Source organism: Achromobacter sp. Marseille-Q0513 (assembly GCF_018195695.1).
GTDB lineage: Bacteria > Pseudomonadota > Gammaproteobacteria > Burkholderiales > Burkholderiaceae_B > Achromobacter.
In genome coordinates, this window is sequence record NZ_JAGTJY010000007.1 from 54,454 (window position 1) to 68,888 (window position 14,435).

The 14,435-nt window shown below is 68.7% G+C and carries 12 protein-coding genes and 1 pseudogene; 3 read left to right on the forward strand and 10 right to left on the reverse strand.

The window, feature by feature from the left end:
• Nucleotide 1 precedes the first annotated feature (1 nt).
• Together KDH83_RS03310 and KDH83_RS03315 are read right to left on the reverse strand one after the other, a co-directional pair.
• Complete coding sequence (locus KDH83_RS03310) at nt 2–2,080, reverse strand: cytochrome c biogenesis protein ResB (protein ID WP_212312764.1); 2,079 nt, start codon at nt 2,078–2,080, stop codon at nt 2–4.
• 111 nt (nt 2,081–2,191) lie between these two features.
• Nucleotides 2,192–2,893, reverse strand: a complete 702-nt coding sequence (locus KDH83_RS03315; RefSeq protein WP_212312765.1) for a c-type cytochrome — start codon at nt 2,891–2,893, stop codon at nt 2,192–2,194.
• 215 nt (nt 2,894–3,108) lie between these two features.
• Between KDH83_RS03315 and yihA the strand changes: the two genes are divergently transcribed.
• Nucleotides 3,109–3,732 carry a ribosome biogenesis GTP-binding protein YihA/YsxC gene (yihA, locus tag KDH83_RS03320; protein WP_103271705.1) on the forward strand — a complete coding sequence of 208 codons (624 nt, stop codon included), beginning with the start codon at nt 3,109–3,111 and terminating at the stop codon, nt 3,730–3,732.
• Nucleotides 3,729–4,745 (forward strand): porphobilinogen synthase, encoded by a 1,017-nt coding sequence (gene hemB / locus KDH83_RS03325; RefSeq protein WP_212312766.1) that lies wholly within the window; start codon nt 3,729–3,731, stop codon nt 4,743–4,745. The genes yihA and hemB overlap by 4 nt, the downstream gene beginning before the upstream one ends.
• 7 nt (nt 4,746–4,752) lie before the next feature.
• Here the strand turns inward: hemB and KDH83_RS03330 are convergent, their stop codons facing one another.
• From KDH83_RS03330 to KDH83_RS03360, 7 genes are all read right to left on the reverse strand, one after another.
• Entirely contained in the window at nt 4,753–5,706 is a 954-nt protein-coding gene (locus KDH83_RS03330; protein WP_349291596.1) for a DMT family transporter, read from the reverse strand.
• Nucleotides 5,707–5,794: 88 nt separating this feature from the next.
• Nucleotides 5,795–6,505 carry an ABC transporter ATP-binding protein gene (locus tag KDH83_RS03335; protein WP_212312768.1) on the reverse strand — a complete coding sequence of 237 codons (711 nt, stop codon included), beginning with the start codon at nt 6,503–6,505 and terminating at the stop codon, nt 5,795–5,797.
• Nucleotides 6,506–6,517: 12 nt separating this feature from the next.
• Nucleotides 6,518–8,305: a branched-chain amino acid ABC transporter ATP-binding protein/permease gene (locus tag KDH83_RS03340; protein WP_212312770.1), complete on the reverse strand. Its 1,788-nt coding sequence runs from the start codon at nt 8,303–8,305 to the stop codon at nt 6,518–6,520.
• Nucleotides 8,302–9,225, reverse strand: coding sequence for a branched-chain amino acid ABC transporter permease (locus tag KDH83_RS03345; protein ID WP_212312772.1), 924 nt, complete (start codon nt 9,223–9,225; stop codon nt 8,302–8,304). Before KDH83_RS03345 ends, KDH83_RS03340 begins: the two co-directional genes overlap by 4 nt.
• 31 nt (nt 9,226–9,256) lie before the next feature.
• Nucleotides 9,257–10,447 (reverse strand): ABC transporter substrate-binding protein, encoded by a 1,191-nt coding sequence (locus KDH83_RS03350; RefSeq protein ID WP_103271710.1) that lies wholly within the window; start codon nt 10,445–10,447, stop codon nt 9,257–9,259.
• Nucleotides 10,448–10,523: 76 nt separating this feature from the next.
• On the reverse strand, nt 10,524–11,285 hold the full coding sequence (locus KDH83_RS03355) for a glucose 1-dehydrogenase (protein WP_212312774.1): 762 nt from the start codon (nt 11,283–11,285) through the stop codon (nt 10,524–10,526).
• A gap of 60 nt (nt 11,286–11,345) precedes the next feature.
• Nucleotides 11,346–13,091 carry an FAD-dependent oxidoreductase gene (locus tag KDH83_RS03360; protein ID WP_349291597.1) on the reverse strand — a complete coding sequence of 582 codons (1,746 nt, stop codon included), beginning with the start codon at nt 13,089–13,091 and terminating at the stop codon, nt 11,346–11,348.
• Nucleotides 13,092–13,255: 164 nt separating this feature from the next.
• On the opposite strand from KDH83_RS03360, the gene KDH83_RS03365 reads away from it, so the two are divergent.
• Entirely contained in the window at nt 13,256–14,107 is an 852-nt protein-coding gene (locus KDH83_RS03365) for an IclR family transcriptional regulator (RefSeq protein ID WP_249204800.1), read from the forward strand.
• Between the two features lie 90 nt (nt 14,108–14,197).
• Here the strand turns inward: KDH83_RS03365 and KDH83_RS03370 are convergent.
• A pseudogene (locus tag KDH83_RS03370) lies at nt 14,198–14,435 on the reverse strand (protein-disulfide reductase DsbD); the annotation flags it as partial.

A 14,435-nucleotide genomic window follows, 5' to 3' on the forward strand; every position in this document is an offset into this window, starting at 1 on the left:
CTCAGGACCTTTTCTGGCGCAGCAGCGCCGCTTTGAACCGCTCGAACTCCTGGTTGAAGTCGAGTGTACGCTTCTGCGATGTCATGGCGGCCAGGATGCCGCTGCCGCCATCCTGCGGCTTGACCCAGATCCAGATGCGGCGATCACGAATATAGAACATCGCGAACACGCCCAGCACCAGCAGCAGGCTGCCCAGGTAGACCGCGCTCTTGCCCGGCGTGCGGCTGACCTGGAACACGCTGGCCTGGACATGCTTGAAGTCCGCCAGCGACAGGAAAACCGGGGCCGGATATACGGTCAGGTCCGACAGCGCCGCCACGGCCAGCCGCGACCAGACCGCGGCGCGCTCGCCATCCGGACCCGAGGTCGCCACCGGCGGCAGGCCGGCGCGCTCGCGCTCGATGGCGCGCAGCTCGTTCATGCTGGCGCCGATCAGGCGGATCACCACGTCGGCGGCGCGCTCCAGGTCGGCGGGCGGCGTGTTGGCTTGCAGGAACGCGGCCACGGCCTGCAGGCCGCCGCCGGCGAAGGTTTCCAGCGCGCGCTCGGCGGCCGTCTGCAGCGGCTGGCGGTCGGCGCCCGACGGGCTGTTGCGCTCGGCGAAGCGGCGCGCGGCTTCCTGACGCGCCGCCGGATCGGCCAGCGTGGCGCGCAGGCGCATGAATTCGGCGACCGAGCTGTCGTCATCCGCCGGGATGCGCAGGTAGCGGAAGGCTTCGGACGCGTTGTTGCGCACGCCGGCCAGGAACACCGTGGCGCCGTCCAGCTCGACCGGCAGCATGTAGTTCTGGAATTCGTGGGCCTGGCCGGCGTCGTCGATCAGCTTGTACTCGACGCTGGGGCCGACGTTGCGCAGGTTCTCGTTCTTCTTGCCGGCGGCGCTGCCGGCCACCGAGGCCACGTGCTCGGCGAAGCTCTGGTTGCCGCCCTTGGGATCGCCGCGCGTCAGGTCCTCGACGTTGATCGGGCGCAGCGCGGTGATCTCCACGCCCATGCTGCGCGGACCGCGCGCGGTCTGGGCCGACACTTCGGTGGTCTTGCCCACGGTGCCGTCCACGGTGAACGTGGCGTCGCCCGCGCCCACCAGCGGATAGCCCTTGAGCGCCACCGTGCTGCCGCCGTCATCGAAGCTGGACTGGTAGACCGTCATGCCCTTGAAGCGCAGCGGCTCGTTGACCTCGATGGTGGACTCGAAGCTCTTGCCGGTGTCGGGATCGGTGACCACCACTTCGCTGGCGAAGCGGCTGGGCATGCCGGTGGAGTAGTAATCGACGACGAATTTCTTGAGCTTGAGCGTGAACGGCATGGGCTGCACCAGCGCGCCGTCGCCCACCATGACCACAGCGGTGGAGGCCTGGCCGTCCTCGGGCACCAGCACGCTGGCGCGGAAGCTCGGGTTGTTGACCGACAGCCGGCCGCTCTCGGGCACCTCGGAGATCAGCATGTTCTCGACGATGGGCTTCTTGCCGCCGAACATGACCTGCAGGCGCACCGGCAATTCGCTGTCGAGCAGCCCGCCGATGCAGATGATGACCATGGCCGCGTGGGCGAACACATAGCCCAGGCGGTTGGCGCTGCCCTTCTTGGCCGCCAGCAGCACGCCGTCGCCGTCGTGACGCTCGCGCACCGCGTAGCCGAAGCGTCCCAGGAGCGTCTTCAGGCCCGTCACCGTGCTCGGCACGTCGGTGGGTTCCTGGCTTTCGACGCGGTGCGGGAACGCGCGCAGGCTGCTGGCGCGGACGTGCTCGCGGAACGAGCGCGCATCGCGCAGCATCTTGGGCGCGTTGCGGATCAGGCAGACGGTGGTCGACACCACCAGGAAAGCCATGATCAGCAGGAACCACCAGCTGTTGTAGACGTGCCAGATCGAGAACTTGTCGAACACCTCGTACCAGAACGGACCGAACTGGTCGATGTAGTTGCTGGACGAGCGGTTCTGCTGCAGCACCGTCCCGACCACGCTGGCCACGCAGATGAACATCAGCAGGCTGACGGCAAAGCGCATCGAGCCGAGCAACTCGAAAAAGTCACCGGGCAGGCTGCGCAGGGAGGGACGGGTATGGGTACGGGTCGAATTCATGAAAAAAGGGGGACCGCGCTGTCGGCTGCCCCCCTCATAGACTGGCGCGAGGCGATCTGGTTCCTCGCGCCCGTGTTGACGACGCGGACGAGCCGCGCGCAGGATGGTCCGCTAGCGCAGGCCCGCGGCGTAGTCGGCCACGGCCTTGATGTCGGCGTCCGACATGCGATCGGCGATGGCGTGCATCACGTCATTCGCGCGGTCGCCGCTGCGGAACAGCTTGAGCTGCTCTTCGATGTACATCGGGAACTGGCCCGACAGACGGGGGTATTGGCCGGGAAGTCCGGCGCCATTGGCAGAATGGCATGCCGCGCAGGCCGGCACGTTGCGTTCGGGCAAACCGCCGCGCCAGATCTTTTGACCCAGATCAACCAGCTTCTCCTGGCCGGCCGTGGCGGGCTCCTTGAGCGGCTGCTGCGCCAGGTACAGCGCGATGTTCTGCATGTCGGCCGGCGTCAGGTTCTGCGCCATGGCGGTCATGGGGGTCGGATTGCCGCCGGCGCCATTGCGCACGGGCAGCTTGGCGCCCTGCTTGACCTGGAAGTCGGTCAGCTGCTTGACGAGGTATTCGTGGGGTTGCGCGGCCAGGTTGGGATTCACCGGGATGGTGCTGTTGCCCGCCGCGCCATGACAGGAGGCACAGGCGATGATGCCGCGCGAGGCGTCTCCCTGGTCGAACAGCTGGCCACCTTTGGCAGCATCGGGTTTGGCCGGACCGGCCGCGCCCTCGGCGGCGAAACTGGCGGTAGATAAGGCGGAGGCGCCGAGCAACAGCCCGCTCGCAACCAACATCCGGGACAGCACACGCTTCATGAAGACCTCGCGACAATCGCACGATCAAGGCGCAAATGGCGCCCACGCCTGCCCGCACACCCTGGAAAGCCGTAACGAACCTGTTCTGCCAGTTTTGCCTGCCGAAAACCGCTGCTGGCAGTGGGCAAAAAAGACGGCTCCGCGCACGGGACCACTGTTGCAAACGCCGGATTATACAATAGGGGCTGAAACCAACCGTATCCAAAAGCCCTGCCGTGTCCCTCCTCCATCGCGCCTCCTTCCTCACTTCCGCGGCCCGCCTCGACCAGCTGCCGGCCGCAAGCGCGCCGGAAGTCTGCTTCGTCGGCCGTTCCAACGCCGGTAAATCCACGGCGATCAACGTGCTGTGCAACCAGCGCCGGCTGGCCTTCTCCAGCAAGACGCCGGGCCGAACGCGACTGATCAACATGTTCGGCCTGCCCGATCCGCTGGACCCCGAAGGCCATATCGGCTTCCTGGTCGACCTGCCCGGCTACGGCTATGCGTCGGTGGCCCGCAACGAAAAGGAAAAGTGGGCCGACATCCTGGGCGGCTATCTGCGCGACCGGGAATCGCTGGCCGGCATCGTGCTGCTGATCGACATCCGCCGCGGCGTCACCGAGCTGGACCGCCGCCTCGCCAATTTCATCGCCCCCACCGGACGACCGGTGCTGGCGCTGCTGACCAAGGCCGACAAGCTGCCGTATGGCCAGCGCATGCGCACCATCTTCGCGGTCCGCAAGGATCTCGCGGACATCGGCGCGCTGCACACCATCCCCTTCTCGGCCACCGAGCGCATCGGCCTGGAAGAGGCCGCCTCCCACATCGAGAATTGGATTTCCCCCAAGGTCGTACCATGAGCCCGCAGATCATCACCCCTGAGTTCCCGGTTTCCCGTCCCCGTCGCCTGCGCCGCGACGACTTCACCCGCCGCCTGGTGCGCGAGAACGCGCTGACGGTCAACGATCTGATCTACCCGGTCTTCGTGGCCGAAGGCAAAGGGCTGCAGCAGGCCGTGCCCTCGCTGCCGGGCGTGGTGCGCTACTCGCTGGACACGCTGCTGCCGGTGGCCGAGGAATGCGTGGCGCTGGGCATCCCGGTGCTGGCCCTGTTCCCCGCCATCGATCCCGCGCTCAAGACGCCCGACGGCATCGAAGCCACCAATCCCGACGGCCTGATCCCGCGCGTGGTGCGCGCGCTGAAGGAACGCTACCCCGAACTCGGCGTGCTGTGCGATGTGGCGCTGGACCCGTACACCAGCCACGGCCAGGACGGCGTGATCGACGCCAACGGCTACGTGGTCAACGAGCCCACCGTCGAGATCCTGGTCAAGCAGGCGCTGACGCAGGCCGCGGCCGGCGTGGACATGGTCGCGCCCAGCGACATGATGGACGGCCGCATCGGCGCCGTGCGCCGCGCGCTGGAATCGAACGGCTACATCCACACGCAGATCATGGCCTACTCGGCCAAGTACGCCAGCGCGTTCTACGGCCCGTTCCGCGACGCCGTGGGCTCGGCCACCAACCTGGGCAAGTCCAACAAGATGGCCTACCAGATGGATCCGGCCAACCTGGATGAGGCGCTGCGCGAAGTGGCCGCCGACCTGCAGGAAGGCGCTGACATGGTCATGGTCAAGCCCGGCATGCCTTACCTGGACGTGCTGCGCCGCGTCAAGGACGCCTTCCGCGTGCCGACCTTCGCCTACCAGGTCAGCGGCGAATACGCGATGATCAAGGCCGCCGCCGCCAATGGCTGGCTGGACCACGACAAGGTCATGATGGAAGCGCTGCTGTCGTTCAAGCGCGCCGGCGCCGACGGCATCCTGACCTACTTCGCCATCGAGGCCGCGCGCCTGCTCTCGCGTCCGCGCTGAGCCGCGCTCAGGGCCGGGCCTTGCCCGGCTCGCCGGCGGCGCGCGCCGGGCTGGCGCCGCGCCGCAATCCCAGCCAGGTACCGCCCAGCACGCAGGCCAGCCCGGCCGCGTGCGTGGCGCCCACCGTCTCTCCCAGGAACAGCGCCGCGAACAGCAGGCCGAATATCGGCAGCCAGTTCAGGAACAGCGAGGCGCGGCTGATGCCCAGCCGCGCGATACCGCCGTTCCACAGGATGTTGCTGATGCCCGAGGCCACCACGGCGGAGAACAGCAGCACCAGCCACGGCCACCACGCCATGCTCCAGGACTCGGCCCGGTAGGTGGATGGCGCCGTACCCGCGTGCGCGGCCAGCATCAGCCCGCCGGCCAGGTACATGTACCAGAGCATGGCCAGCGGCGCCATGCTGCGCGACATACGCTGGATCACCAGCCCGCCGCACACGAACACCACCACCGCCAGGAAGACCATGGCATCGCCCCAGCCGGCCGCGCCCAGCGCCTTGCCGCTGCCCAGCACCACCAGCGCCACGCCGGCCAGGCCCAGCAGCGCGCCGCACACGCGCGCCGGCGTCAGCCGCTCGCGATAGAACACCGCGGCCAGCACCGCCGACAGCAAGGGACTGGTGGCCATAATCAGCGTGCCATTGGCGGCCGAGGTCAGGCCCAGCCCCGCCACCAGCGCCGCCTGGTGCGCGTACACCACCAGGAATCCCGCCAGCGCCAGCCAGCCCAGCTGCGCGCGCGTCAGCTTCGGGATGCGGCCGCCGCGCGCCTTGATGATGAGGGTGACGACAAGCAGCGCGATGACGATGCGCACGGCCGCAAGGATGCGCGCGTCCATGTACTGCGTCAGGTACTTGACCGCGACGATGTTCAGGCCCCACGTGGCCATGACGAACAGCAGTTGCAGATAGATGAAGCCGACGCGGTCATTGCCCGCATCAAGGGTTGGGGACGTCACGGCGTCGGCCTGCGCGTAGGGTGGGTTGCGGATGAAGAGCGCCGCCCGCGCGGCGCCGCCGACATGGTAGCGCGGCGGCCCGTCGGGCTCAATGCGATCCCAGGTAGGCCGCGCGCACCTTCGGGTCGGACAGCAGCTGCGCGCCGGTCCCGCTGAGCGTGACGCGGCCGGTCTCCAGCACATAGGCGCGGTCGGCCACGTCCAGCGCCTGGTTCGCCATCTGCTCCACCAGCACGATCGTCAGCCCGTCGTCGCGCAACCGCCGGATGGCCGCGAAGATGTCCTGCACGATCAGCGGCGCCAGTCCCAGCGAAGGCTCGTCCAGGCACAGCAGGCGCGGCTCGCACATCAGCGCCCGCGCCATCGCCAGCATCTGCTGCTCGCCGCCGGACAGCGTGCCGGCGAGCTGGTCGCGCCGTTCGCGCAGGCGCGGGAACAGCGCATAGCCCCGCTCCACGCCGGCCGCGATGGCGTCGCGGTCCTTGCGCCGCGCATAGCCGCCCAGCAGCAGGTTGTCGTAGACGGTCTGGTCGGCGAACACGCCGCGCCCTTCCGGCGACAGCGCCAGGCCCAGCCCGACGCGCTGGTGCGCGGGCAGCTGCGTGATATCGCGGTCCATGAAGGTAATGCGGCCGTCCTGGGCCGGCTCCAGTCCGGCCACGGCCTTGAGCAGCGTGCTCTTGCCGGCGCCGTTGGCGCCGATGATGGTGACGATCTCGCCCGTGCGGATCTCAAGCGATACGTCGCGCACGGCCTGGATCGCGCCATAGGACACGCGCAGGGATTCAAGTTTCAGCATTTCGTTCCCGCCTCAGGCCATGCCGGCGCCGAGATAAGCTTCGATGACCCGCTTGTCGGCCTGCACCTCGGCGGGCTTGCCTTCCGCGATCTTGACGCCGTAGTCCAGCACGATCACGTGGTCTGAGATCGCCATCACCAGGTCCATGTGATGCTCGACCATCAGCAGCGTGATGCCGCAGGTCGCGCTGATGCGCGCCAGCAAGGCGCCCAGCTCGGCGGTTTCCTGCGGATTCAGGCCGGCGGCGGGCTCGTCCAGCAGCAGCAGCGAGGGCTCGGTCGCCAGCGCGCGCGCCAGCTCCACGCGCCGCTGCAGGCCGTAAGGCAGGCTGCCGGCCGGCGTGTCAGCCAGATGCGACAGGCCCACCATGGCGATCAGTTCGCGGGCGCGCACCCGTGCCAGCCGTTCCTGTTCCCGCGCACCGGGCAGGCCCAGCAGCGAGACCCAGAAACCGTTCGTCATGCGGCTATGGCGGCCCAGCAGCACGTTGTCCAGCACCGACAGCTCGCCGAACAGGCGCAGGTTCTGGAAGCTGCGGCCCACGCCCAGCGCGCAGATCGCGTGCGGACGCGCGCCGGCGATGTCGGCGCCGCGATAGCGGATCACGCCGCTGTCGGGCAGGACCACGCCGCTCAGCATGTTGATCAGCGTGCTCTTGCCGGCGCCGTTGGGACCGATCAGCGCGTGCACGTGGCCGCGCCGCAGGCAGAACGAGATGTCCTGCGCCGGCTTCACGCCGCCATAGGATTTGCACAGGTTCTCCACCACCAGCAGCAGGTCTTCCCGCGCCGGCGCGCACGGCTTGGCGGTGTCTTGCGTCGCCGTCGCGGCGGGCGGCGGCGCGGCGCCCTGTTGCGCATCCGCCTCGTCGACACGGCGCGGACGGCGCGCGAACAGGCCCATCACCCCGCCCGGCATCACGTACAGCGCGAACAGCAGCAACGCGCCGTAGAAGAAATGCTGCACGGACGGCCAGCGCGCCAGCAGCGCGTCCACCACGGTCAGCACGATGGCGCCGACCGCCGGTCCGGCCTTCGAGCCCGCGCCGCCGAACAGCACCAGCAGCAGGATGAAGATGGACAGGTTGAAGCTGATGAAATCGGAATTGATGTACTGGTTCTGCTGCGCCACCAGCGCGCCGGCGATGCCGCAGGTCACGGCCGCCACCACGAAGGCGACGACCTTGGCGCGATAGACCCGCACGCCCACCGACGACGAGGCGATCTCGTCGGCCTGCACCGATAGCAGCGCGCGGCCGAAGCGTCCTTGCAGCACGTTGGCCAGCAGCAGCTGCGTGGCCACGCACAGGATCAGCGCGAACCACACCCATTGCTGGTTGCTGAGCGGATTGCCGTTCCAGGTCGGCGGCAGGATGCCGAACAGGCCCGACGGGCCGCCGAACACGTCCACCCATTCGGTGACGATCTTTTCCATCACGATGCCGAAGGCCAGCGTCACCATCGCCAGGTAGGGGCCCTTGACCCGCAGCGACGGCAACGCGATCAGCACGCCGAACACGCCCGCGACCACGGGCGCGGCCGCCAGCGCCAGCCAGGGATCCACCTGCCAGCGCGAGGTCAGCAGCGCCGCGGTGTAGGCGCCGGCGGCGAACAGGCCCGCCTGCCCCAGCGACTTCTGCCCGGCGTAGCCCACCAGCACGTTCACGCCGGCCGCGCACAGGTAGTACACGCAGGACATGAACAGGATGCGCAGGTAGTAGTCGTTGTCCACCAGCGCCGCGCAGGCGGCCAGCGCCGCCGCCACCACGAGCGTGGTCAGGGTTTGTCCGCGCCGCGTCATACCTTCTCCACCAGGCGCTTGCCGAAGAGGCCCGTGGGACGCACGGCCAGCACCAGGATCACCAGCGCGAAGATCGCCACCTCGCGCCACTGCGACTGCCACAGGTTCACATAGGATTCCAGCAGGCCCAGCACGAAGCCGCCCAGCACGCAGCCGCGCGGATTGGTCAGGCCGCCGATCATGGCGCCGGAAAAGCCCTTCAGGCCGATCGCCAGCCCCATGAAGATCGAGGCCGATGTGATCGGCGCCACCAGGAAGCCGGCCAGGCCCGCCAGCGCCGAGCTGGCGAAGAAGGCGCCGATCATCACCGCGTTGACGTTGATGCCCATCAGGTTGGCCACCGCCGGATTGGCGGCGACCGCGCGCATCGCGCGGCCCAGCATGCTGCCGTTCATGACTCGGTCGAACGCGAGCATCACGATGACGGCCACGGCCAGCAGCAGCAGTTCCTGCGTGCGCACGCCCGCGCCGAACACGCGGATCACCTCGTCGCCAAATGGCGCCGGCACCGTCACGGGCGCCGGCCCCCACACGGCGAAGGCCGCGCTTTGCAGCAGGATGCCGAAGCCCAGCGTGCTCATGACCCAGGCCATGCCCGGCCGCGCGGCGAAGGGCCGCACGCCGAACACGTACAGCAGCACGCCCAGCAGCCCCATCGCCAGCGCCGCCGCGACGGCGGCCAGCAGATACTGCCAACCGGTCAGGTCCAGCCCCGTGAAGGCGGCCGTGGTGGCCGGCTTGCCGGCCAGCAGGAACAAGGCCCCCACGCCGACGAACGCGCCCACGGACACGAACTCCCCATGCCCGAAATTCAGCGTGCGCGTCGTGGTGAAGGTGATGCTGAATCCCAGCGCCACCAGCGCATACGCGCCTCCCACGGCGAGCCCGCTGACGAGCGCCTGCAACAACGTCGCCATCATGATGGCCCCCTCTTCTTTCCCGGCCCCGCGCTTACTTGGCGCCGGCGCGCGTCACGTCGTCCGCGTACGGAACCAGCTTGCCGTCCTGCCAGTGCGCCCACTTGTAGTCGCCCACCAGCAGCGCGTCGTGGCCCGTCGGCGAGAACGGCTTGGTGTAGGTCTTCATGGCGCCGTCATAGGTGCCCTGCAGGTTTTCCAGCGCCTGGCGCAGCTTGTCGCCATCGGTGGAGCCGGCCTGCTTGACCGCCATGGCCATCAGGTGCATGCCGTCATAGGCGTGCGCCAGGAAACCGAAGGCGGTGGGCGAGGTCATCTGGCCCGAGACGCGGTCGTACAGTTTCTGCTGCGCCGGCGAACGGTTGTCGGTGATGGTGCGCAGGAAGAACGGTTTTTCCGACAGCGTCTTGCCGGCCGTGTCGTAGAACGCGATGTTGTCGGCGGCCCAGGACGTCAGCGTCAGCGGGAACCAGTTGATCTTCTCCATGCTGCGGAACACGTGGGCGATGGGCGTGCTCTGCGCCCAGATCACCACCGTGTCCACGCCGGCCGATTTCAGCTTGTTCAGCTGCGAGGTCATGTCGGTGTCGGCCACGCCGAACTTCTCCACCGCCACGGCCTTCACGCCCTGCGCCGCGCCCACTTCCTCCAGGTCCTTGAGCGCGCTCTGGCCGTAGCCGGTGGTCTCGATCATGAAGCCCACGTTCTTGACCTTGGGATTGCGCTTCAGGTAGCCGATCACGCCCTCGACCTGTTCGCGGTCCACCATGCCGACGCGGAACATGTAGTTGTCGGCGCCGGCGCGCATGGGCTTGGTGATGTCGGTGCCCGAACCGATGGCGCCCATCACCGGCACCTTCTTCTGGTTGGGAATGTGCTTCCAGGCCAGCGCGTTGCCCGAGTTGGTCGGGCCGAACACGGCCACGACCTTTTCATTGTCGATCAGGTCCGTCATGTTCTGGATCGACTTGGGCGGCTGCGACAGATCGTCGCGCACCACCAGCACCACCTTGCGGCCCAGCAGGCCGCCGGCGGCGTTGATGTCCTCGATGGCGGTCTTCAGGCCCAACACCGCGGCCTGGCCGCTCTGCGCCGAGGGCGAGGCCGACAGGTCGCCGTTGAAGCCGATCTTGATGTCCTGGGCCAGCGCCTGCTGCGCGCCCGCGGCCAGCGCGATGCACGCCGCCGTTCTGGAAAGACGGGAGAGGATCCCCTTGGTGTTCATCGTTGTCTCCTGTGTTTTTTATGGAAGGTGCTGCGTGTCGATGAAGGATTGCGGCCCGGCGTGGCCGGGCGTGCCGCTAGACCGCCAGGAAGCCGCCGTCCACCGGCAGCGACACGCCGGTGACATAGCGCGCCATGGACGACGCCAGGAATACCGCGGGGCCGACCAGGTCTTCGGGCTGCCCCACGCGGCCCAGCGGAATGCGTTGCATGAAGCTGGCCAGCTTGGCCGGGTCCTCGCGCGTGGACGCCGTCATCGGCGTCTCGATCACGCCCGGCGCGATGGCATTCACGCGGATGCCGTCGGCGGCCAGGTCGCGCGCCAGCGATTGCGTCAGCATCTTCACGCCGCCCTTGGATGGCGAATAGCCCAGCGCCGCGCCCACACCCGCGAACGAGGCGATCGAACCCACGTTGATGATCACGCCGCGCGTGGCGCGCAGCGCGCCCAGGAAGGCGTGGATCATGTTGAAGCTGCCGTTCAGGTTCACGTCCAGCACACGGCGCCAGTTCTCGGCCGCGCGCGGGCTGTCCAGGCCTTCGCGAATCAGGATGCCGGCGTTGTTGACCAGCACATCGATCGGCCCGGCGTGCAGCTGCACGTCGGCGGCGGCGCCCGCGCAGGCCTCGGCGTCGGTCACGTCCAGCGCCAGGCTCCAGGCCTGTCCGCCCGCGGCGATGATGGCGTCGGCGGTGTCGCGCGCGCTGTCCGCGCGCAGGTCCGCCGCCATCACGCGCGCGCCGGCGGCGGCCAGCCCCAGCGCCAGGGCGCGGCCGTTGCCCTGCCCGGCGCCGGTCACCAGCGCCAGCTTGCCTTGCAGCAGTCCTTCCTTGTCCATGTGTTTCTCCGTCGCGTCAGCGAATGCGGGGCGCGTGCGTTGCGCGCCTGGCGGCCCGGCTCATGCCTGAGCCTCGGCTTGCGCGGCGCGCGTGGGCTTGCGGTTCGCCAGCTGGCCGGCGATGCTGCGGCCGGCGATATAGCCGAAGGTCAGCGCCGGACCCAGCGTGATGCCCGCGCCGGGATAGTTGCCGCCCATGATGCTGCAGGCGTCGTTGCCCACCGCGTACAGGCCGTCGATGGCCCCGCCGCCGGCATCGGTCACACGGCCCTCGGCGTCGACCTTCAGGCCGGCGAAGGTGCCGATATCGCCGATCATGACCTTGATCGCGTAGTACGGTCCCTGTTCGATGGGCGCCACGCAGGGATTGGGGCCGTGCAGCGCGTCGCCCTGGTAGCGGTTGTAGGCCTTGCTGCCCTTGCCGTGGAGCGGATCGCGGCCGAGCCTTGCTTCGGCGTTGAAGGCCTCCACCGTCTGGCGCAGGCTGCCGGCATCGATGCCGGCGCGTTGCGCCAGCTCGGCAACGCTGGATCCGCGCAGCAGGTAGCCGGTCCGCAGATAACGCTTGATCGGCATCGGGAACGGCGCGGCGCTGCCCAGGCCGTATTTGCGCAGCGTCTTGTGGTCGCAGACCAGCCAGGCGCAGATCTCGCCGCCGTCCTGGCAGGCGCGCACCATGTCCTGCACGAAGTCGTGATACGAGGCGCCCTCGTTGGTGAAACGGCGGCCGTTGCGCGTGACGGCGATGACGCCGGGCTTGGCGCGGTCGATGAAGTGCGGCATGTAGCCGGGGCTGCCGTCCTTGCGCGTGACCACCGACACCGGCACCCAGGCCGCGGCATTGGGCAGGCCGGTGTTCACGCTGCCGCCCGCGCTCTCGGCCAGGCGCAGGCCGTCGCCGGTATTGCCCGTGGGCGACGGCGAGTAGTGCTCGACGCCGGTGGGCGCGTGAGCGTAGAGCTGCTTGCGCCGTTCGATATCGTAGGGAAAGCCGCCCGCCGCCAACACCACGGCGCGCGCGGCGCGCACGCGCACCGATGCGCCGTCGCGCTGCACCACCGCGCCTTTCACCACGCCGTCCTCGATGATCAGCGACTTGGCCGGCGCGTTCAGCCACAGCGGTATGCCCAGCTTGAAGGCGCTGGCCGCCAGCCGGCCCGCCAGCGCATTGCCGTTGGTCAGCGTCATGCCCCGGCCATGCTTGAGCACGTCCAGGAAATGGCGCGACAGGCGCTTGGCCACGTACCAGGCCGAGGCCAGCGAGCGCGTGGCGCGCATGAAGTGCACGATTTCCTTGCCCGAGCCCAGCATCATGCCGAACACGGTCAGCTCGGGCAGCGCGGGCGCCAGGTCCTTGACGTGAGTACCCAGCTTGCGGCCGTCGTAGGGGCGCGCCACCATCGAGCGCCCGCCCTGCTTTCCGCCGGCGGCTTCCGCGTGATAGTCGGGGAACACCAGCGGCATGTCGAACTGCACGTCGGTGTTGGCGGTGAAGAAGTCGACCGCTTCCGGGCCGTGCGCCAGGAAGGCGTCGACGCGCTCGCCGTTGTAGCTGTCGCCGGCCTCGTGGCGCAGGTAGGCGCGCGCTTCGTCGGGCGTTTCATGGATGCCCTGCACGCGCGCCAGCGCGGTGCCGGGTATCCAGAGCCAGCCGCCGGAGCGGGCCGTGGAACCGCCAAAGCGCGGCTCCTTTTCGATGATCAGGACCTTCAATCCGGCGCTGGCCGCGGTGATGGCCGAGGCCATGCCGGACGCGCCCGATCCCACGACCAGCACGTCGCAGTCGTATTGCCGAGTATCTTCCACGTTGTCTCCATACCCACTTATCGCCCCGCCGGGGCTGGCCCGCATCCGCTCGAAACGGACGGGCCTTGTTATGGTTGCGACTGTAGACAGACGGTTCGATAATGTCAATACTGTTCGCTATTAGCGAAACTACCAACATAGACAACTGAGTTCGACAAAGCAAAATGGTAGCCCACACCTCTTCCGGCAAACGCCAGGCGCCCGCGGGCGCACAGGCCGCCGCGCCCCGGCGCCGCGGCATCCAGTCCATCGAAGTCGGCGGCAAGCTGCTGCTGGCCTTGCTGGAGCATTCCTCTTCCTTGCCGCTGGGCGCGCTGGCCAAGGCCGCCGGCATGTCCGGCGCCAACGCCCACGCCTATCTGGTCAGCTATGGCACGCTGGGCCTGGTGCGCCAGGATCCCGCCTCCGGCCACTATGAGCTGGGGCCGCTGGCCTTGCAGCTGGGCCTGGCGGCGCTGCACCGGCTCGACCCCATCAAGATCGCCGTGCCCATGACGCGCGAGCTGGCCGAACGCACCGGACAGACCATCGCCATCGCGGTGCTGGGCAACCTGGGGCCGGTCATCGTGCACCTGCACGAATCCAACTACCCGATCCACGTGAACATGCGCACCGGTACGGTCATGTCGCTGACCAACACCGCCACCGGCAAGGTGTTCGCGGCGCTGCTGCCGCCCAAGAAGATCGAAAGCCTGCTGCACGAGGACTTCCTGCGGCTGGGCGCGGTGCCCACGCTGAGCCATACCGAGAAGTTCGAGCAGTCGCTGCGCGAGGTGCGCCAGCGCGGCGTTGCGCGCGCCGTGGGCGACCCCATCCCCGGCATCAACGGCCTGAGCGCGCCGGTGTTCGATTCCAATGGCAACGTGGTGCTGGTGATCACCGCGATCGGCGCGGCCGGCGTGTTCGACGCGCGCTGGAACAGCCCGCTGGTCGCGGACATCAAGCGCTGCGCCGACGCGGTGTCGGCCGAGCTGGGCTGGCAGAACGTGGACGCGCGCGCGACGCGGCAGTCCTGAAAGCGCAAGGGCCGCGCATGACAGGCGCGGCCCTTGCGGCATGGAATTGTCCGAGCCTGCCGCGTGCTCAACGCCCGGCAGGCCACGGCCTCAGCGCGTCAGCACGCGGTCCAGCGATTCGGTGAAGCGCTTGGCATCCTGGAAGCCCACGACGCGCGCATCCGGCAGCTCCTTGCCGCCGGGTTCGAAGAACATGATGCCCGGCGGGCCGAACAGGCGGAAGCGCTTGAGCAGCGCCCGGTCGTCGGCGTTGTTGGCGGTCGCGTCGGCCTGCAACAGCAGCATCTGGCCCATCCGTTGCGCGACGCCGGGATCGGTGAAGGTGAAG